Origin of the sequence: Chryseobacterium sp. X308 (assembly GCF_020733145.1) — a bacterium.
In the GTDB taxonomy this organism is placed as follows: domain Bacteria; phylum Bacteroidota; class Bacteroidia; order Flavobacteriales; family Weeksellaceae; genus Chryseobacterium; species Chryseobacterium cupriresistens.
In genome coordinates, this window is record NZ_JAJFZH010000008.1 from 156,920 (window position 1) to 176,938 (window position 20,019).

General features: G+C 38.2%; 19 protein-coding genes. 6 read left to right on the top strand and 13 right to left on the bottom strand.

The annotated features are described in order from the left end of the window. The first annotated feature begins 61 nt into the window (after positions 1-61). Genes LIV57_RS11375 through LIV57_RS11385 form a run of 3 tightly spaced genes read left to right on the top strand, consistent with a single transcriptional unit; the run spans position 62 to position 2,224 of the window. Positions 62-814, top strand: a complete 753-nt coding sequence (locus LIV57_RS11375) for an MlaE family ABC transporter permease (protein ID WP_110009930.1) — start codon at positions 62-64, stop codon at positions 812-814. Then, complete coding sequence (locus LIV57_RS11380) at positions 814-1,629, top strand: ABC transporter ATP-binding protein (protein WP_002983922.1); 816 nt, start codon at positions 814-816, stop codon at positions 1,627-1,629. Before LIV57_RS11375 ends, LIV57_RS11380 begins: the two co-directional genes overlap by 1 nt. Continuing rightward, positions 1,613-2,224, top strand: a complete 612-nt coding sequence (locus tag LIV57_RS11385) for an outer membrane beta-barrel protein (RefSeq protein WP_202840036.1) — start codon at positions 1,613-1,615, stop codon at positions 2,222-2,224. Before LIV57_RS11380 ends, LIV57_RS11385 begins: the two co-directional genes overlap by 17 nt. A gap of 36 nt (positions 2,225-2,260) precedes the next feature. Here the strand turns inward: LIV57_RS11385 and LIV57_RS11390 are convergent, their stop codons facing one another. Continuing rightward, complete coding sequence (locus LIV57_RS11390; RefSeq protein ID WP_110009932.1) at positions 2,261-2,572, bottom strand: hypothetical protein; 312 nt, start codon at positions 2,570-2,572, stop codon at positions 2,261-2,263. 86 nt (positions 2,573-2,658) lie between these two features. Further along, a complete protein-coding gene (locus LIV57_RS11395; protein WP_227942670.1) occupies positions 2,659-3,465 on the bottom strand; it encodes a M48 family metallopeptidase in 807 nt (268 codons plus the stop codon). Positions 3,466-3,570: 105 nt separating this feature from the next. Between LIV57_RS11395 and LIV57_RS11400 the strand changes: the two genes are divergently transcribed. After that, positions 3,571-4,119, top strand: a complete 549-nt coding sequence (locus LIV57_RS11400; RefSeq protein WP_110009934.1) for a DUF4251 domain-containing protein — start codon at positions 3,571-3,573, stop codon at positions 4,117-4,119. 4 nt (positions 4,120-4,123) lie between these two features. Here LIV57_RS11400 and meaB read toward each other — a convergent pair whose 3' ends face one another. Continuing rightward, positions 4,124-5,116, bottom strand: coding sequence for a methylmalonyl Co-A mutase-associated GTPase MeaB (gene meaB / locus LIV57_RS11405; RefSeq protein WP_227942671.1), 993 nt, complete (start codon positions 5,114-5,116; stop codon positions 4,124-4,126). A 198-nt stretch (positions 5,117-5,314) separates the two neighbouring features. On the opposite strand from meaB, the gene LIV57_RS11410 reads away from it, so the two are divergent. Next, complete coding sequence (locus LIV57_RS11410; protein WP_137904801.1) at positions 5,315-5,608, top strand: c-type cytochrome; 294 nt, start codon at positions 5,315-5,317, stop codon at positions 5,606-5,608. A gap of 20 nt (positions 5,609-5,628) precedes the next feature. Then, the gene (locus LIV57_RS11415; RefSeq protein ID WP_227942672.1) at positions 5,629-5,916 is read left to right on the top strand and encodes a c-type cytochrome; all 288 of its coding nucleotides are present in this window, start codon (positions 5,629-5,631) and stop codon (positions 5,914-5,916) included. A gap of 182 nt (positions 5,917-6,098) precedes the next feature. On the opposite strand, the gene LIV57_RS11420 is transcribed toward LIV57_RS11415, so the two are convergent. From LIV57_RS11420 to prfA, 10 genes are all read right to left on the bottom strand, one after another. After that, a complete protein-coding gene (locus LIV57_RS11420) occupies positions 6,099-6,605 on the bottom strand; it encodes a tetratricopeptide repeat protein (protein ID WP_227942673.1) in 507 nt (168 codons plus the stop codon). Then, a complete protein-coding gene (prfH, locus tag LIV57_RS11425) occupies positions 6,592-7,290 on the bottom strand; it encodes a peptide chain release factor H (RefSeq protein ID WP_227942674.1) in 699 nt (232 codons plus the stop codon). Before prfH ends, LIV57_RS11420 begins: the two co-directional genes overlap by 14 nt. 68 nt (positions 7,291-7,358) lie before the next feature. Beyond that, positions 7,359-8,750, bottom strand: a complete 1,392-nt coding sequence (locus LIV57_RS11430; RefSeq protein ID WP_227942675.1) for an RtcB family protein — start codon at positions 8,748-8,750, stop codon at positions 7,359-7,361. Positions 8,751-8,777: 27 nt separating this feature from the next. After that, positions 8,778-9,515, bottom strand: coding sequence for a hypothetical protein (locus LIV57_RS11435; protein ID WP_227942676.1), 738 nt, complete (start codon positions 9,513-9,515; stop codon positions 8,778-8,780). A 445-nt stretch (positions 9,516-9,960) separates the two neighbouring features. Further along, a complete protein-coding gene (locus LIV57_RS11440) occupies positions 9,961-10,461 on the bottom strand; it encodes a hypothetical protein (RefSeq protein WP_227942677.1) in 501 nt (166 codons plus the stop codon). Positions 10,462-10,518: 57 nt separating this feature from the next. Continuing rightward, positions 10,519-12,636 (bottom strand): methylmalonyl-CoA mutase, encoded by a 2,118-nt coding sequence (gene scpA, locus LIV57_RS11445; RefSeq protein WP_227942678.1) that lies wholly within the window; start codon positions 12,634-12,636, stop codon positions 10,519-10,521. A 138-nt stretch (positions 12,637-12,774) separates the two neighbouring features. After that, positions 12,775-15,810 carry a reprolysin-like metallopeptidase gene (locus tag LIV57_RS11450; protein ID WP_227942679.1) on the bottom strand — a complete coding sequence of 1,012 codons (3,036 nt, stop codon included), beginning with the start codon at positions 15,808-15,810 and terminating at the stop codon, positions 12,775-12,777. Between the two features lie 137 nt (positions 15,811-15,947). Further along, the gene (locus LIV57_RS11455) at positions 15,948-18,050 is read right to left on the bottom strand and encodes a prolyl oligopeptidase family serine peptidase (RefSeq protein WP_410673672.1); all 2,103 of its coding nucleotides are present in this window, start codon (positions 18,048-18,050) and stop codon (positions 15,948-15,950) included. An 86-nt stretch (positions 18,051-18,136) separates the two neighbouring features. Further along, entirely contained in the window at positions 18,137-18,814 is a 678-nt protein-coding gene (locus LIV57_RS11460; RefSeq protein WP_227942680.1) for a hypothetical protein, read from the bottom strand. 72 nt (positions 18,815-18,886) lie between these two features. Further along, positions 18,887-19,972 carry a peptide chain release factor 1 gene (prfA, locus tag LIV57_RS11465; protein WP_062676053.1) on the bottom strand — a complete coding sequence of 362 codons (1,086 nt, stop codon included), beginning with the start codon at positions 19,970-19,972 and terminating at the stop codon, positions 18,887-18,889. Positions 19,973-20,019: the final 47 nt, after the last annotated feature.

The window sequence follows — 20,019 nt, forward strand, 5'->3', positions numbered from 1 at the left end:
TCAGGCTTTGGTCTTATTCTTGACTGTAGCCCAATTCAATAAAAAAGTCTAATTTAGCAGTATGTTAAAAAAGTTTTTCACAGCAATAGGGGAATATATAATCCTCTTGGGAAAATCCCTGCAGAAACCTCAGAAAATGAGGGTTTTCTGGAAGCTGTTCATGAGAGAAATTAATGATTTGGGAGTAAATTCTTTCGGGCTTGTAGTCTTCACTTCAATTTTTGTGGGGGCTGTAGTTGCTATTCAGATGTTCAACAACTTTGATGCTTCTTCTTTTCCTATTCCTACTTCATTTGTAGGATACGCTACAAAGGCTGTATTGGTTCTGGAATTTTCGCCAACCATTATCAGTCTGATTCTTGCGGGTAAAGTAGGGTCTTATATTGCATCCAGTATTGGAACAATGAGGGTTTCCGAACAGATTGATGCTCTGGATATCATGGGAGTAAACTCTCCGAATTTTCTGATTTTCCCTAAAATTGTTGCCTGTGTTCTCTTTAACCCTCTTCTTATTGCTATCAGTATAGTATTTGGTATCGGCGGAGGATATATTGCCGGAATTCTGACCGGAAACTGGACCGAGAACGATTATATAGTGGGAATCCAAATGTATATGCCCAATCTGTTTATCTATTATGCATTTATCAAAACAACTGTTTTTGCCTTCATCATTGCCACAGTACCTTCTTATTTCGGATATAATGTGAAAGGAGGATCATTGGAAGTAGGTAGAGCCAGTACACAGGCGGTAGTATGGACAATGGTATTCATTATCATTTCCGAATTAATTTTAACCCAATTAATATTAAGCTGATGATTGAGGTAAAAGATCTTAAGAAAAGTTTTGGAGATGTTGAAGTATTGAAGGGAATTTCAACTTCATTTGATAAAGGAAAGGTAAACCTGATTATTGGACAGAGTGGTTCAGGAAAAACTGTTTTTCTTAAAAGTTTATTGAATGTATATATGCCTTCATCAGGAGAAATTCTGTTTGATGGAAAAGATATCAATACGATGACCAGAGATGAAAAACAACATCTCCGCTCAGAAATCGGGACCGTCTTCCAGGGAAGTGCATTATTTGACTCTTTAACTGTTGAAGAAAACATTATGTTTCCTCTTGACATGTTTACCAATCTTACCTACAGAGAAAAAAAGAAAAGGGTTTTTGAAGTAATAGGAAGAGTACACCTTGATAAAGCTGAAAAGAAATATCCTTCTGAAATTTCAGGAGGAATGCAGAAAAGGGTTGCTATTGCGAGAGCAATTGTAAACAATCCAAAATATTTGTTCTGTGATGAGCCCAATTCCGGACTTGACCCCTATACTTCAAAAGTAATAGATGATCTTCTTTACGAGATCACAAAAGAATACAACACCACAACCATCGTCAATACCCACGATATGAACTCTGTAATGACGATTGGCGAGAAAATTGTATATCTAAGACTGGGAATCAAAGAATGGGAAGGCAACAAAGACATTCTGATTACTGCAGGCAATAAAAATCTGATTGACTTCGTTTATTCTTCAGAACTGTTTAAAGAGCTGAGAGAATATTTACTTGAGAATAATAAAACGATTGAAACGACAAATACAAAAATAGACGATAATGAAAAAGGTACTTAGTATAGCGTTATTAGGGTTTTCAATGTGGGCATCTGCACAGATTTCACTGGCAGGTAAAGCCAACTTAATTTTTCCGACAGGCTCACCTTCATGGTCCAATATTAAAGGAACAGTGAATGATGCGATTGAGGGAACAGGTAAAAATAATGTAGGTTTCAACGTTGGGCTTTCATTAAAGGTAGGTCTTCCTACTTCATTGTTTGTGATGCCGGAAATCTATTACACTCACTTCAAAAATGAGTTTACTACAGAGAACACTACTTTTGATGTAAAAAGCAACCGTATTGATGTTCCGGTTCTTTTAGGATATAACCTTTTAGGGAATATGCTTGGCGTTTTTGTAGGACCTGTAGGAAGTTTTAACTTAAATAAAGACAATACTTACAACGATTTCAAAGAAAATGCTAAAAATGATTTTACTGTAGGATACCAGTTCGGTGCACAGCTTGAAATCAAAAAACTTATTGTAAATGCCAGATATGAAGGTGCTTTCAGTAAAGACGAAAGAAATTTCATCAACAGAGTTTCCGGTACGGAAATCAGATATGATAACAGACCTAATCTCTTTATGGTAGGTTTAGGATATAAATTCTAATTTAATATCGAAAATAACAACTTTAAACCCTCAAATTTAAATTTGAGGGTTTTTATTTTGTGCTTCAAGTTCAGCCTGGCGTTTTGCAATTTCTGCCGCCTGTTTTTCAAGCTCTTCTTTGTCTTTCTGCAGCTGTTTGAATTCCTTTCTTTTCTGTTCGGCCTTGATAGCACTTCCTTTACTTACATATCCTACCATTCCTCCAATGATAAGTCCTATACCTATTCCTGCCATTATTCCCATAATGTGGGAAATTTTTATTTGTTCTACGGCAAAATCGGTTGTCAGATAGAAAAGTAATGCAGAAACTGCTAAAAGGATAAGTCCGGTAATTGATAAACTCTTCATAATATTGTGTTTAGGTGGTTAAATAAAAAAGCCTTACCAAATTTACTAAAAATTTAATAAGGCTTTACTCAAGATTAAAATTCTCATTATAATTTTCCTCCCGCAGCCTTATAATATTCTAAAGCTTTCGGAAGATCTTTATTGATATCTGAAATTCTTGTTTCCGGGCTTGGGTGGGTAGATAAGAATTCCGGCTGTCTTGCTCCCGAAGAAGCTGCTTCCATTCTGTTCCAGAAAGGAATGGCTGCTCTCGGATCATATCCGGCCATAGACATCAGGTAAAGTCCCATTTCATCTGCCTCAGATTCCTGCCCTCTTCCGTATTTCAATAAAGCTACCTGTGACCCGATAGGATATACCTTCTGGAAAACACTGGCCCATTGTGCATTGGAGATGGTTCCTCCCAGGATAGCACCTCCGTACTGGGCTACCATTGCCTGAGAAATTCTTTCGTTTCCGTGGCCTGCCAATGCGTGGGAAACTTCATGTCCCATTACAACGGCAAGTCCGTTATCGTCTTTTGTTACCGGCAATATTCCGGTATAAACTGCTACTTTACCGCCAGGCATACACCATGCGTTCAGCTCATTGCTCTGCAATAGATTAAACTCCCAGCTATAGTTGGCAAGATCCGCTGATCTTCCAATACTCTGATAATATCTTTCTGCTGCATTTTTGATTCTGTTTCCTACATTTACCACTCTCTTTGCATCTGCCGTACCGGTAATCACTTTACCTTTAGACAATGTCGTTCTATATTCCTGTGAAGACATTGTTAAAATTTCCGAATTGTTGGCCAGTTGTAAAGAAGATCTTCCTGTAATCGGATTTGTAGTACAGGCAACAGCCGACAGAGCAATAGCTCCCATTCCAAATAGATGTGTAACTTTCATAGTTTGAGTGTTAATAATTCAACCTTAACAATTTTTATTCCAAAATATTTAATAAAGAAAATATTTGCATACATTTTGCTGTTTAAAATTAATAATTATCTCATTATGAAAAAGTATATTTCTTTACTGATGATTTTTGGATTCCTGTTCTTATTTCAGAGCTGTGCATCACAAGGTTCATTAGATTCGAAAACAGTGGATACTTTAGTAAATTCCCAGGAGTTTACCTTCTATGCACAACGAGCCAATCCTACCAATTATGATGTTATCAATGTCATGAACTCTATGCCAAACGCTACTGCAACAAGAATGCTTAATCTGAATGGAGATTATACCATTGATGTAAGTAAAAATACACTGGATGTGGTACTTCCTTACTTTGGAAGGCTTTTCAATCCAACTTACGGAAGCACAAGTGATAACAGCTACAGATTTACCTCAAAAGATTTTACGGTAACTAAAACTCAGAATAAAAAGGGAACCTGGACTTTAAAATTCAAGCCTAAAGATGCAAGAAATGTAGATGAAGTGAATATAGAAATTTTTAAAAACGGAAAAGCTTTCGTATCGATGAGAAGCAGCGACAGGCAGCCGATTACTTATGACGGATATATTTCAAAAACTGAAGTAAAACAGGAAAAAGAGAAGCTTTAATCCTTTAATCCCTATCTTGATCAGATAAAAATTTTTCAACAAATAATTTTGCTTCAGTACTTGGATTGGAAACCATGGCTGAAGCATTTTTTTTGTGCATATGATAAGCTTCCTCTACCGAATTGCTTTTTTTCATCAGGGATAAAATATATTCCTGGACCCAATATTCGAATCGCTTTTCAGCCTGCTGAACCCGGATTTCTTCAAAACGGCCGCTTTTCTTTTTCAGATCAATAAATTCAAATATTTTATCGTAGACATCCTGCAGCCCTTCGTTATGAAGAGCAGAACCTAATAGCACAGGGATCTTCCAGCCTTTTTCTTTAGGAGGAATGAAGTCCAGAGCTCTTTTTAGTTCAAGCCTTGTATTTTTCGCTTTCTGAAGGTTATCCTGATCCACTTTATTGATAAAAATAACATCCACCATTTCCATGATTCCTCTTTTTATGCCCTGAAGTTCATCTCCGCCTCCAATGATTTTAAGGAATAAGAAAACATCGGTAATATCAGCAACCAGTACTTCTGACTGTCCTACTCCAACGGTTTCTATTAAAATATAATCGTATCCTGCAGCCTCGCAGATCATCATGGTTTCAAAAGTGGTATTGGCTACTCCTCCGAGAAACCCGGAGCTTGGGGAAGGTCGTATAAATGCATTTTCTTCTTTGGCCAGTTCTTCCATTCTTGTTTTATCCCCTAAAATACTTCCTTTGTTGATTGCCGAGCTGGGATCAATAGCCAAAACGGCAACCTTTTTTCCCTGGGTAATAACAAGGCGTCCGAAGTTTTCTATAAAAGTAGATTTGCCGGCTCCGGGAACTCCCGTTACTCCTACTCTCACAGAGTTTCCGGTAAGAGGCATAATTTTCTTTAAAAGTTCTTCTGCCTGTACTCTGTGTTCTGCTTTTTTGCTTTCAACCAATGTAATAGCTTTTGCAATCAGGCGTTTGTTTCCTGATTGTATTCCTTCTATTAACTCTTCTGTAGAAAATTTCATTGATTCAAAATTAATAATTAAAATGGGAATGGTCAATAGCCGCTCCATAATGATGAGTTAAAAGACATCAATTATCTTCATTTGTAATTCCCTATCTCGCATGAATTCAATTTTTATTTCTTCTAAATTAAAACTAGAACACCCTGTATCAAAGGCTTAAGGAATTTATTACATTTGTTATATCTCAAAAAAAGAAACATGAAAAAACTCATCGCTGCGGCTTCGTTTACCGGTATTCTACTGGTTTCCTGTACGCCGAAAGCTGCTACCTCTACTGCTGCTGCAGGAACTTCAACGTCTACTGCAGAACAGATTGCCCAAGGGAAAACTATTTTTGAAAATTCCTGTGGAAGATGTCATAAATTGCCGGATCCTGCTTCACATACCCCTGTACAATGGGTAGGAATTATGAATTCTATGGCTCCAAAAGCAAAACTGACGGATGAGCAGCACCAATGGGTTTATGATTATATTGTTTCTGTAAAGAAGTAATTCATCAAACAAAAATAGATATGAAAAAATTCATTTTAACTGGTATCGCGGCATCTGCATTTCTGGTATCATGCGGACCAAAAAGTGTGGCTGTAACCGGGCCAAAGTATACCTCATCAGAGCAATTGGCGCAAGGAAAAACGATTTTCGAAAATTCCTGTGCAAAATGTCATAAATTGCCGGAACCAACCAAGCATGACGACAAAGGGTGGATCAACACTTTAAGCAGAATGGCTCCAAAGGCTAAACTTACTGATGACCAGCATCAAATGGTGTATGATTATCTGATTTCTGTCAATAAAAAATAAAACTGCCTCAAAATTGTCATTCTGAACACAGACTGAAGGTCTGCGAACGTAGTTCAATAATGGAGTGAAGAATCTCACGCTTATGGTTATCAATGAGATTCTTCCTTCGTCAGAATGACAGAAGTCAAATGATTTGACTTTTGAGGCAGTCATACTATTTTTATTATAAGTTAAAAAACAGATTACTCTGTTTTCTTTATATCTCCTGCTCTGGTTACTTTTCCTTCAATCATTTTTTCTCTATCTTCAAGTACTTCAAGTGCTGCCCGGCTGTAAGCAAATTTTTTAGCTTCTTTCAGGACACCTAAAGCCTGCTTGTACTCAAAGTTTCTTTCATGAAGAAAAGACTGGCAGTTCAGAATTTCCGATTTGTCAATACCTTTTAATTTCAGAGCAAAGTCAATCAGTTTTTCTGCTTCTTCATAATCTTCATTATTCAAAAGACATTCAATATAATATTTGGGAGTATTGATATTCCCGATATTACTTTGCATGGCTTCATTAAAGTACTTCTTTGCTGTTTCATAATCTTTTAATTCTTCAGAATATACTCTTCCCATCAGACAAAGGCTGTCTGCATCTTCAGGTTCATAAGATAACGCGTAGTTCAGTGCATCCATGCATTCAGAAAGATTGAATGGAAAGTAGTCTAACGCTTCAAAATAATATTTGCTTTTAGTTAAGGTCATTGTTGTAGTTTTTAAGTTCATTTTTCAAGGTATTCCTTTGTTTTTTGAATGTCCTGTCTTCATAATTCTTTTTAAAATTTGTTCCTGAAAATGTACGAACCGGATTTCCACGTTCTACCTGCATTTGAAGAACCCAGGTTTCTTTCAGCTTTCTTTCCAACTGTTGAATATAAACCGCCATTACCTTTTCTTTTAATCTGATAACCGATAACTTTTTATTTTCAAGTTGTGAGCGGGAATCCTGCACAAAAACAGTTTCTTTCGTGGGAATATGGGTGGCACGCACAGCAGTATTCACTTTGTTTACATTTTGCCCTCCGCTTCCCTGGCTCCTCGCGGTCTGAAATCTGATATCTTTTTCATTGAAATCAATCATTTTAACATTTTCCAATTCAAAAATTCCGATAAACCAGTTGCTTCTTTTATGCAGTTTCCTGAAGGTACTTTTTCCAATCCAGCAAATGCTTCCCAGCCAGCTTTTCAGAAACGGGTTTACGTCTTTTCCTTTTAAAAGTACAGTCACTGATTTTAAGGTCAGATTTTCATCACCGCTTTCACGATGAATGATTTCATACTCTATTGTATTGTGTTTTGCCTCTTCAAGAAAGGTCTTCAGGACCTTGGCTACCACCCACTGGCATTCCAAAGGACCTCTTCCTGAAGTGATCTGTATTAATTTTTCCATTTTTTTGTTACATTTTACTAAACCTTACCGGTTTTTGAAACCTGTAAGGTTGTAAAGTATTAGATTAATTACCTGTCCATTCTCACAATTCGTGGCTGGAATGTTCCCAGGATATCTACCAGCTCACTCTGTGCATTCATCACTTCATTGATGTCTTTGTAGGCCATTGGTGCTTCTTCAGCATTTCCACCCATCAGTGTGACATTTTTCAGCTTCAGTTCTTTTTTGATATCATGCTGGGTGAAAAGGCTTCTGCATTCCCCTCTTGAGTGCGCTCTTCCGGCTCCATGAGATGCAGAGTTCAGGGATTCCGGGTTTCCTTTTCCACGAACGATAAATCCTTTCGCCGTCATGGATCCGGGAATCATTCCCAATTCATTCTCATTGGCAGGAGTGGCTCCTTTCCGGTGAACAATCACTTCTTTTCCGTTATGGATTTCTTTCCACGCGAAGTTGTGATGGTTCTCAATTCTGGCTTTTATTCTTCCACCTACCGCTTTCACCAGCCTTCTGTGAATATCATCGTGGCAGGCTGAAGCATAATCTCCGGCAAGGTTCATTGCCGTCCAGTATTCCAATCCCAGGTGGGTACTGAGGTCCAGCCAGGCGAAGTTTTGAGCTTCTTTTGGTAATGGACACTGTTCTGTTGCCACTCTTGAGTAATACTGGGCTATCTCAGCTCCAAGACCTCTTGAGCCGCTGTGAGAAAGTATTCCCAGATATTTTCCTTTAGGCAGGCCAATCTGTTCGTCTTCTTCGGTGATTTCCACTTCCCCGAATTCTACAAAATGATTTCCGCCGCCTGAGGATCCCATCTGTTTGATGGCTTTTCCCTTTAATCTTCTTAAGATCGGGATCATATCGAATGTATCTCTGTCGAAAATCTCGTGATCTATGTGAGATTTATGGGTCTCATACATTCCGAATTTTGTATGTTCAGCAAGCGCTTTTTCATACTTATCTCTCGCTCCTTCAAGATATGAAACGGGCGTATCCAGAATACTGAGGCTCATTCTGCAGCCAATATCCATTCCTACTCCATAAGGGATTACTGCATTTTCCACCGCCAGAACTCCACCGATAGGAAGGCCGTAACCACTGTGGGCATCTGGCATTAATGCTCCCTGAGTTGAAATTGGCAGCTTTAAGGCAGTGTATAGCTGATTTTTTGCCTCCTCTGAAATGTTAGTACCAAAAATCTGAAATGAAGCCCGCTGTGAATTCAGCATCCGCTTTTCAGTTTTTTTGGATGAAAGCAGGGTTTCTGCAATCTGTCCGAAGGTGAGATCTTTTTCAAATTCTTCCGGATTCAGCAGGATTTCCTTTAAAAGAGATTTTACGTGGTGAATATTCTTCGTTGCAAAATTTCTTTTCATGACTTCCAATGCTACGTTTACGCTTTGATTATTTGGATAGCCCAGTTTTAATATATCTTTTCCTTTTAGTTTTAAATTTCCCATTGTTTTTGTTTTAAATAACAGTTGGACTTACTCGTCCTGTAAGCTTTCTGCAATCTCTGTTGCAGACATTGTGCAGGTAAAATATTTACCGTTTTTGATAAGTGGAATATCTTCTCTTTTGCTTTTCCATGAAGATGACTTACCATACATTGTTTTGTTGATAATTCCTACAATTTTATGCTGCCCTAAATAATCCTCCAGTTCTGCACACTCTTTTTCCAATTCAAAGTTTACAGGTTTATAATGGGTGATCATATTAGGTCTTGTACGCAGGGTAAACCTCCATGGTTCAATAAATTCATAGTAAGGAACATAAGACTTCCGGGCCGGACAATATTCTTCCTGTTTCAAAAAATACTGTCTCTCTCTTGCTGTAAGTCCAAGCTTCGGGTCATTCCAGGAATATGAAGAAATATGCTGGAGTTTCTGTACTCTCTCTACATATATTCTCCGCCCGAATTTTCTTTTCTTTTTTAAAAACCGGCGGCTTTCCGAATACATATAGGTATTAATTTTCTTCAGTATTCCTTCAAAGAATTCTCCGTCTTTGGATCTCATGACATCTTCTCTTACCACAAAGAATCGTACAAATCCTCTTTGATAAGGTTTATCCAAAGGAATCCATGGGGTATTTCGTCTGATCTCCCAAAGTTCTTCACTACGTCGATATTTTTTTCTTATCTGCTTTTCTACATCTTTTCTAATTGTTCTTTTTCTGCTTCTCACACTTCTCAGGCGGGAGAACAGAAGAATATCATTTTCCATTGTTAACAGAAGCCTTGTGTGAGATCTTAATTTTTATCTCACACAGCTTTTAATCAACTAAAATACTAGTTGAATGGATTAATAATAGACGAAATAGTTCTGAGGAATATTTCTCATCTTATTTTGCCTTTAATGACACTAAAAAAGATTTCGGGGAAACCTGAAGTTTGAAATATTGCGCAATAAAAAACCCGAAATCTCTACGACTTCGGGTTTTGATATTTCATTGTACTGTTATTCTAAGAATGTACCAAACCGCGAAGCCTTACCACCATAAGTGGCAATCCAACTGTAGAATTCTGTTTAGTTCTGAACATTGCTTCGTCGTTTTTTATTGGTTAAACTTGATTTTCAGGTGCAAATATATACATTTTTCTGAGAATCAAAATATTTTTTAATAAAAAGACTGGTTATTTTTTTAACCAGTCTTTTATTTATTGTGAAATTAATCTTTTGAACCCAGACTATCCATTTCGTCATCCATTCCTTTTACCTGATTGGAATGATAGACTCTTTCTGATCCGAGAAAGTAAAGATTATGTCTTGCTTTGGCAATGATACCATTATATTCATCCTCGGTCATACCCTCCGGAATACTGTCTCTTTTTTCTGAAGGCTTTCTGTAGACTTCAAGAGCTCCATATTCATTTAATACTTCTTTGGCAGCTTTTGCCTGTTCAAGATTATCGGTATAAACAATAACATTGCTTCTGCCTATGCTGTGCTTGCGGTAAGCGTCCAGCATTTCTGCATCGTGAGCAAAAACATAGTCGAAAAAATCCTGTGTCTGTTTATCTTCCTGATACTGATCAGCAGACATACCACTTTCTACTCTGGACTTTGAAATAATGATGTTTGCTTCGTCAAAGCCTTTTTCTTTTAATCCTTTTTTAATTTCCTCTGTATCTACAGTCACCGGAAATACTGAAACTACTGTATAAGCCATAATGAAATTTTTTCATTAAACTATACAAAAGCCATGCAAGTTATTCTCTACAAAGAATTAATTTAGAAATTTTTCCAGAATTTCGACGGCACATTTCGGAAGATTGGTTCCTGGTCCGAAAATAAAGTCGGCACCGTTGGCATACAGGAATTCGTAGTCCTGCTGCGGAATTACGCCTCCTACAACGATGGTGATATCATCTGCTCCCAGCTTGGATAATTCTTCCACCACCTGCGGAACCAGTGTTTTGTGTCCTGCAGCCAGCGAAGAAACACCCAAGATGTGAATATCATTTTCTACAGCCTGTTTAGCGACTTCTTCCGGGGTCTGGAATAAGGGAGCCACATCCACATCAAATCCCATATCGGCAAATGCGGTTGCCACTACTTTTGCGCCTCTGTCGTGACCATCCTGTCCCATTTTGGCTACCATTAGCCTTGGGCGTCGTCCTTCTTCTTCTTCAAATTTTTGAGTCAGGGTAAGGGCTTTTTCAAAATATTCATTTTTACCGGCATTCATTGCGTATACACCAGAGATTGTTTTAATATTTGCTTTATATCTTCCGAAAGATTCTTCCATGGCATCACTCATTTCGCCAAGGGTAACTCTTCTTCTTGCGGCTTCAATACATAGTGCCAGAAGGTTTCCTTTTCCTGTTTTTGCGCTTTCACGGATGTCATTAAGAATTTGTTCTACCGCTTCTGTATTTCGTTCTGCTTTGATGGTATTCAGTCTTTCGATCTGCTTTCTGCGAACTTCTGTATTATCAATGTCTAAGATTTCTATCTGATCCTGTTTTAATGAGGATTTGAATGAATTCACTCCGATAATGAATTCTTCTCCGCTATCAATCTTAGCCTGTTTTTTAGCGGCAGCTTCTTCAATTCTCATTTTTGGAATTCCGGCTTCGATAGCTTTGGTCATTCCTCCTTCCTGTTCTACCTCATCAATGTACCTCATCGCTTCTTCAATCATTTGCTGAGTAAGGCTTTCCACCAGGTTACTACCTCCCATCGGATCTACCACATCACATATTCCGCTTTCCTGCTGAAGAATGATCTGCGTATTTCTTGCAATTTTTGCTGAATAGTCGGTGGGAAGTGCAATGGCTTCATCCAGTGCATTGGTATGGAGAGACTGTGTTCCTCCTAAAGCTGAAGACAACGCTTCAATAGCTGTTCTTGTAATATTATTGAATGGTTCCTGCTCTGTCAGAGACCAGCCGGAAGTCTGAGAGTGGGTTCTTAATGCCAGAGACTTCGGGTTCTGAGGATTAAACTGTTTTAAAAGGGTTGCCCAGATATACCTTGCTGCACGCATCTTAGCAATTTCCATGAAATGATTCATTCCGATTGCCCAGAAGAAAGATAATCTTGGGGCAAAATCGTCTACATTCATTCCTGCTTTGATTCCTGTTCTTACGTATTCAAGACCGTCTGCCAGTGTGTACGCCATTTCAAGTACGGGTGTAGCACCAGCTTCCTGCATATGGTATCCGGAGATGGAAATTGAGTTGAATTTCGGAATGTTTTGCGAGGTATATTCAAAAATATCTGCGATGATCTTCATAGAAGGTGCCGGCGGATAGATGTACGTATTTCTCACCATGAATTCTTTCAAAATATCATTCTGAATGGTTCCTGAAAGCAGCTCCTGTTTTACCCCCTGCTCCTCTGCCGCTACAATGTAGAAAGACAAAATTGGAAGTACCGCTCCGTTCATGGTCATGGATACTGAAATCTGATCCAGTGGAATCTCATTGAAAAGAATCTTCATATCTTCCACAGAGTCGATGGCAACACCTGCTTTTCCTACGTCTCCCACCACCCTTGAATGGTCAGAATCATATCCCCTGTGCGTGGCCAGGTCAAATGCTACTGAAAGTCCTTTTTGGCCGGCTGCAAGGTTTCTTCTGTAAAAAGCGTTGGATTCTTCAGCTGTGGAAAACCCGGCATACTGACGGATCGTCCATGGCTTTTGAACGTACATGGTGGAATACGGCCCTCTCAGATAGGGAGCAATTCCTGGAGAAGTCTGCGTTAATGATTCATCTTTTACATCTTTTTTTTCATAGGATGATTTGAGTTCAAGGCCGTCTTTTTCAAAATTGTAAATCTCTCTTTCCTGAGGTAATACACTAAAATCCGGGTTTTTCACAGAAATTGTCTTTCGCATTCCAATTATTTTTGTCCCCGTAAAGTTAATTTTTTTGAACGAAACATGAAACTTCTGTTAACATTCTGTTTTTCTTGATTTTAGCAAAAGAAAAAGGCCAGACATTTGTCCGGCCATTCTTATTTATAAATAGTGTGCTTATTTTTTGATAAGCTTCGTATTGTAAGTATTTTTGTCATCTTTTATCGTGATCACATACATCCCTTTGATTAATGAAGCAACATTAATTCTTTGTCCGTCAATCTGACCTTCCTGAGCTAATCTTCCGTCAGCAGTATAGATTTTATAATCTGCTTTTCCTTTCAGATTTTTCACTTCTACGAAAGTATCTGCAGGGTTCGGATAGATTGAAATCTCAGTTGATTTTACATCTTTTGTTTCATTTACAGCAAGGGTTTCTGCAATTTTTACAGTAAAGTCTCTGAAGCCTCCAGTAGAAATAACTCCTCCTCCCTGTACCGGAACTGATGAAACACCACATGGTCCTGTGGCTGCATTAAAGAATGTACTTGCAACTCTCATTCTCAATGATTTATCGCCTGCATATGCAGTTGCGGGTACAGTAAATGTAATTGTTCCATCATGGAAGCTAAGCTGGTTTGCTGCATTGTATACAGGGACAGCTGAATGAGATCCTACTTTTTCTGTAGATTCAAAAATTCCATTTCTATTATAATCGATCCAGATTTCAAGGAAGTCACTGTATGTACCCAAATCATGCCCTAAATTTCTAAATGAAGCTGTATACTGGGTTCCTTTAGTTAAATTAATTATTTTCGTTGGATCATCACTGAAATCAAGATAAGTTTTTGCTGCAGTGGCTAAATTACCGGAGAAATAGGCAAGATTAGATAGGTTAAGCTGAATAAGACCGCTATAATATGGTGCATTCAGGTTATTTCCCCCTGTACTCATCAGACAATAATCTGCTCCTGTAGTTAAACCTTTTGTTTTAAATGCATAGTTTGCTGAGAATGTTCCCGGAACAGTATTCACAACAGCTGCAACCTGAGCTTCATAATTAGTTTCATCCTCTAAACTACTTAATAAAACAGAGTTTACAGAGCTTGTTGTATTCTGCCAGTTTGTTTCTCCTACTTTTCTATAGTTAATAGAATAAGTAGCTCCAGGCACGTTATTCCAAGACAATCTTGCTGTAGTTTTTAAGATTTCAGATGCTAAAGCAGACACTCCTGTAGGAGCTGCTGTAGTAGATGTAGGGGCTGTGCCTACAGTTACCTGTGGAGATACTGCATAGAATACGTTACCTATAGCTGAAATTTTTAATTTGATTGCTCCTGTAAGATTTGCAGGCATCTGTACTGTATAGGATCCTGTATTTGGAGTGGAGGCCACTAATTCTGTCCATGTAGATCCATTAACAAGGTCTGTAGTATACTCAATTTTTACATTACTTGCATTATATGGTGCGGCATTGGTATTGGCAACATCCCAGGTAATTGTATTTGATGCATTATTGTATAGCGTTGTCGAAGAAGTAATTCCATTAAATTTAAATGGTCCGTCATTTCCTACAGTAAGGGTTGTTTCTGAAGATACAAGCATTGGTCTCAAAGCATTTTCATCTCTAGCAGTTACCGCATAGTGAAGTATTCTCGGTATGTAGGAAACTGTTTCCCAGGTAGCTTTATTAGTAAGTTTTCCAGCCATTACAAGTGGTAAACTCGGGAAATATCTTCTTCCGCTTGCTGTTCCGAAGAAAGATCTTGCAATCGAGCCTTGTGCATTGTATCCCCAACCACTGTCTCCGGAAATAGAAGCAAGATTGTTGACACTGTCATATTGCTCCCAGGTATATTTTATTGCATCACCTTCAGCATCGGTAGCAGATGCATCCAGGTAATAAGGAGTTCCCTTTGGAATAGTGTATGCTGTAAGGGCTGCAATAGTAGGTGCTGTATTATTTGTAATATTTTCAGATGTTCCACAAGTGGTCTTGGCGTCTAAGCTATTAAGAATCTGATTGATTGAAGAATAATGGAAATAAGCATCCGAATTAGCCTGTACATTGTCCTGAGTAATTCCGGCATATCCCATAATTGTTGTTCCTCCACCCGGCTCAACATTTACACCAGAACCTTCCGTAGCATGTGAAAAGGTATGGTTTCCTCCAAGCTGGTGTCCCATTTCATGCGCAACATAATCAATATCAAAAAGATCTCCTGTTGGATTGGTATTCTGTGTAAACGCAGATCCTTTTGCTAATGAAGTAGCTGTAGCAGGATCAACACAGGTAGACCCGATAGATCCGGCATTTCCGTTACCACCGGCAGCATTGAATACATGCCCCATATCATAATTCGCATTCCCTACTTGAGCTGTTAAGGTCTGCTGAAGCTGTAAGTTTAAGTTCCCAGTATAAGGGTCTGTTGCAGGGTCTGTATATATAATGTTGGGAAGATCCTGAATAATCAGTTTAATTGCAAAATCTTTTTGAAAAACGCCATTTACACGGGTTATAGTAGCATTCATCTGAGTAACGGTATTGGTTACTCCTCCAGTCGGATCAAATTTCTTTGTATATTCTCCCGTAGTAGAGAGAGCCAATCTGTAAGTTCTGAATTTTGTACTAGCCGGTCTGCTTGTAATTCCTACATTAGAAAGATTTTTTTTTCCGAAGGCTTCTAATGATTTAATATCTTTGAAATTTTTCTCTTCGGTAGTACATTCAAAACCATGATCTGCCTCTGTTCTTTTTGTTTTATAGAAAACACCATACACCTGCTTATCAGCAGTAATAGGCTCTATAAACTGAAACTTCCCGTCTTTGATAATCATCGACTGCATTTCAGTAGGTGCAGTACTGAATCTTACATATTTGCCAGGATCATCTACCCCTACTCCTACATAAGATCCCAGCTGATATCTGTCTGCCATGGATTTCTCCATAACAGGATCACTATAAACAGCAAATTTTTCAATTTTTCCTTCTGCTGTAGGCAGAGATACGATCACAGCCTGAGCTCCTTTACCTGTTTCTACAGCATCTTTCAGAATGTTCCTAAGAGACTGTAAATCAAATCTGTAAGCATACTGAACTTCTACTTCTTTTCTGATCTCTGATGTTCTTTGTGAGGCAGGTTCCCACCTCTGCGCATTAAGGCTGGATAGCCCAGCAGCCAATGCACAAACCAGTAAAATTCTTTTTTTCATAATTACCTAATTAGTTTAGAATTAATAAACTTTAAATATCCGCCTTAAAAATAAGAATTATAAACATAACAACATAAAAAAAACAGCCAATTTTAAATAAAATCGACTGTTTGTTTAAATATTTTACTTTTTTAGAGTTATTTCTTTATTCCCATCTCAAACAATGCAAATGATATAAGATCTGCATTTTCACTGATCACCTGATCTGTAGATCTTCCGGCGCCGTGACCTGCATTCTTTTCAATTCTCAAGAGAATAGGGTTTTTACATGCCTGTTTTTCCTGAAGCTCTGCACCAAATTTGAAAGAGTGCGCCGGAACAACCCTGTCATCGTGATCACTGGTGATAATCATTGTGGAAGGATAACAAGTTCCTGCTTTTACATTGTGTACAGGTGAGTAAGATTTAAGGTATTCAAACATTTCTTTACTGTCTTCTGCAGTACCGTAATCATAAGACCATCCTGCTCCGGCTGTAAATTTATTATACCTCAGCATATCCAGAACTCCAACTCCAGGGAAGGCTACTCGGGCTAGATCAGGTCTCATTGTCATTGTCGCTCCTACCAGTAATCCTCCGTTTGATCTTCCTGACAGCGCCATGTATTCTTTTGAAGTATACCCTTTACTTTGAAGATATTCTCCGGCAGCGATAAAGTCTTCAAAAACATTTTTCTTCTGCTGCTTCGTCCCGGCATCGTGCCACTTTTTACCGTACTCACCTCCTCCACGGATATTTGGAACAGCGTAAATACCGCCATTTTCCATCCAGATGGCATTAACTACAGAGAATGATGGCTGCAGGCTGATGTTGAAACCTCCGTAAGAATACAGAATAGTAGGGTTTTTACCGTTAAGTTTAGTTCCTTTCTTGTAATTGATCATCATAGGAACTTTTGTACCGTCTTTTGAAGTATAGAATACCTGTTCCGAAACATAGTCATCCGGATTAAACTTCACTTTAGGTTTTTGATAGATTTCAGATTTTCCTGAGTCTACATTGAATTTATAGGTAGTTCCCGGTGTAATATAATTGCTGAAAGAGAAGTAAACATCTTTCTCTTTTTCTTTTCCTCCGAACCCTGAGATATTTCCTTTGCCGGGAAGTGCAATTTCTCTGATCAGTTTTCCGGTTTTATCAAACTGCTTTACCTGATCAATAGCATCAATCATATAGGTTGCGAAGAAATATCCACCACCTGAAGAAATTCCCAAAACATTTTCTGTTTGTGGAATGACATCTTTCCATGTTGCCGGAGCCGGGTTGCTAATGGTTGTTTTTACAAGACGCATATTCGGTGCATCTTTATCTGTGAAAATGAAAAGATCATCACCCTGTGTGTCTACAATGCTGGCATTGATATCAAATCCGTTCATAATCTGCACAAAATCTCCGCCTTTTTGAAGGTCTTTTATATACAGTTCATTACCATTGGTAGCATTTGCTGCAGAAATGATAAGATATCTCTGGTCTTCAGAAACTCCTGCACTAAGATATCTTCTTGGGGTCTTATCTCCTCCGAAAATCAGTTTATCTTCAGACTGCTTTGTTCCCAGCTTGTGGAAGTATACTTTATGTTTATCAGTCATCCCTGAAAGCACTGTTCCTTCTTTCGGTTTATCGTAGCTTGAATAATAGAAACCTTCGTCTCCCTGCCATGAAATTCCACTGAATTTCACATCCAGTAAAGTTTCATCAATCTGTTTTTTGGTTACTGCATCGATGATGATGATCTTGTTCCAATCGCTTCCTCCTTCAGAAATAGAGTAGGCAGCAAGGTTTCCTTTTTTATTGAACGACAGGTTGGAAAGAGAAGTTGTTCCCTTTTCTGAAAATTTATTAGGATCTAAAAAGACTTCTGTAGCATTGGTCTTGTTGTTTGTTCTATACAAAACAGACTGAGCCTGCAGACCGTCATTTTTATAATAATAGGTATAATCTCCTTCTTTGAAAGGCGCAGAAATTTTTTCATAGTTCCAGATTTCCTTCAACTGATTTTTAATTTTATCCCTGAACGGAATTTTAGAAAGGTAATTCTGGCTGTAAGCGACTTCTTCATCCACCCATTTTTTTGTAGGTTCAGAATCATTTTCCAGATCTCTGAAGGGATCAGAAACAGCAGTTCCAAAATAGGTATCTGTCTGGTTTCCTTTTAACGCTTTAGGGTAATTCATTTTCTGAGAATAAAAAGATGCTGAAAATAATACTCCAGCTGTTAACAATATAGGCTTAAAATTCATACTGATCGGTTTGTCTCAAAAATACGTAAAGTATGTGAAATAAAAAAAGCCCCGTTGTATTGGGACTTTCTATACTTTATAATCGGTTATTCATTGGCTCCGAAGCTTTCAAAATAAAAATCGGTAAGGTTGGAAACAATCTCATCCGGGCTTCCGTTCCAGTAGTATATTTTGTCTCCTACTTTCATTTCGTAAAGATTAAAACTCTGATCAGCTGTTACTGTTTTATCAGCATTTTTGAAATCCTGAGCTGCCTGAACAAGATATTTTTTCAGTTCTTCTGCTTTTATTTTACTCAGATCGCCTTTTGGTCCGGAAGTTAATTTTGAGGGAACCAGAAAGCTTACGGAATAACTTATTTCTGCAATTTTTTCGTCTTTAACATATTCATTCGGGACCACTTTTACATTTTTAACAGTCAGTTTTCCTTTTTTAAAATTCCCAAACATCGCGACAAAATACTCTTCAGCCTCTTTTTTGCATGCTGAAGCCGTGGCTTTAGGGAAAGCAGCCAGAAAGCTCTCTACGCTGCCATTTATCATTTCTTTTGAAGTTTCCTTAAAATCAACCTGATACGCATTCTGACCTTCTACAGTAGGTCTTAGATAATCGTTAAGTTTGTTCAAAGCTGTTTCATCATTATTCACAAAAGTTCCGAAAAAGAGTTCAAAGGCTTCTTTGGGTTTCTTCACTTCTGTCTGAGCCATCAGCTGCTGTCCCATCACGGAAAGCAACAGCAGGAAAATAATTTTGTAGTTTTTCATAGTTTAAATTGTATTTAGTATGTAAAAAAGCCCCTGAAAAATCAGAGGCTGTATTTTAATTATTTCGATTTTTTAGTAATTTTCTTCTTCCCCTTTCATCTTTTCTGCATTTTCTGCCATGATTACGGCATCAATCATTTCAGAAATATCGCCATTCATGTAAGCATCCAGGTTGTACATAGACTTATTGATTCTGTGATCTGTAACTCTACCTTGCGGATAATTGTACGTTTTAATTTTTGCAGAACGGTCACCGGTAGAAACCATGGATTTACGTTGTGCGGCGATATCTCCCTGTACTTTCTGTAATTCAATATCGTATAGTTTTGTTCTTAGCATTTCCATCGCCAACTCACGGTTAGCCAGCTGAGAACGAGCCTGCTGACAAACCACAACAAGTCCTGAAGGCTTGTGGGTAAGCTGAACTTTCGTTTCAACCTTGTTTACGTTCTGACCTCCGGCACCACCTGAACGGGAAGTCTGCATTTCAATATCTGCAGGATTCAGTTCAAAATCTACTTCTTCAGCTTCCGGAAGAACTGCCACTGTAATGGCAGAAGTGTGTACTCTTCCCTGAGATTCTGTTTCAGGTACACGCTGTACACGGTGAACTCCGGATTCAAACTTCATGATTCCGTAAACACCTTCTCCTTCCACCTTCATGATCAATTCCTTGTATCCTTTCGCTGCTTCATTAGAATCTGTCACTTCATGTCTCCATCCTTTTGTTTTGAAATACATGGTATACATTCTGTAGATATCTTCCACGAAAATAGCGGCTTCATCACCTCCGGTTCCGGCACGTAGTTCCACGATAACGTTTTTATCATCTGCAGGATCTTTAGGAATCAGCAATACTTTCAGCTCTTCTTCCAATCCCGGAAGTTTAGCCTGAGCTTCCAGTTTTTCTTCTTTAGCCAGATCTACCAGATCTCTGTCTGAACCATCTGCGATAATTTCTTCAGATTCTGCGATACTGTCCAAAGCACCTTTGTACTGATCATAAACTCTTACAATTTTTCCCAAATCACTATATTCTTTGTTCAAAGAAGAATATCTTTTTTGGTCTGAAATGACATCAGGCTGTATAATAAGGTCTGCAACCTCATTATATCTTTGTTTTATAGCTTCTAATTTTGGAATTAATGATTTAGACATTGTAGAAATTTTGTGGGTGCAAAGATAAGGATTATTAATTCAAAATT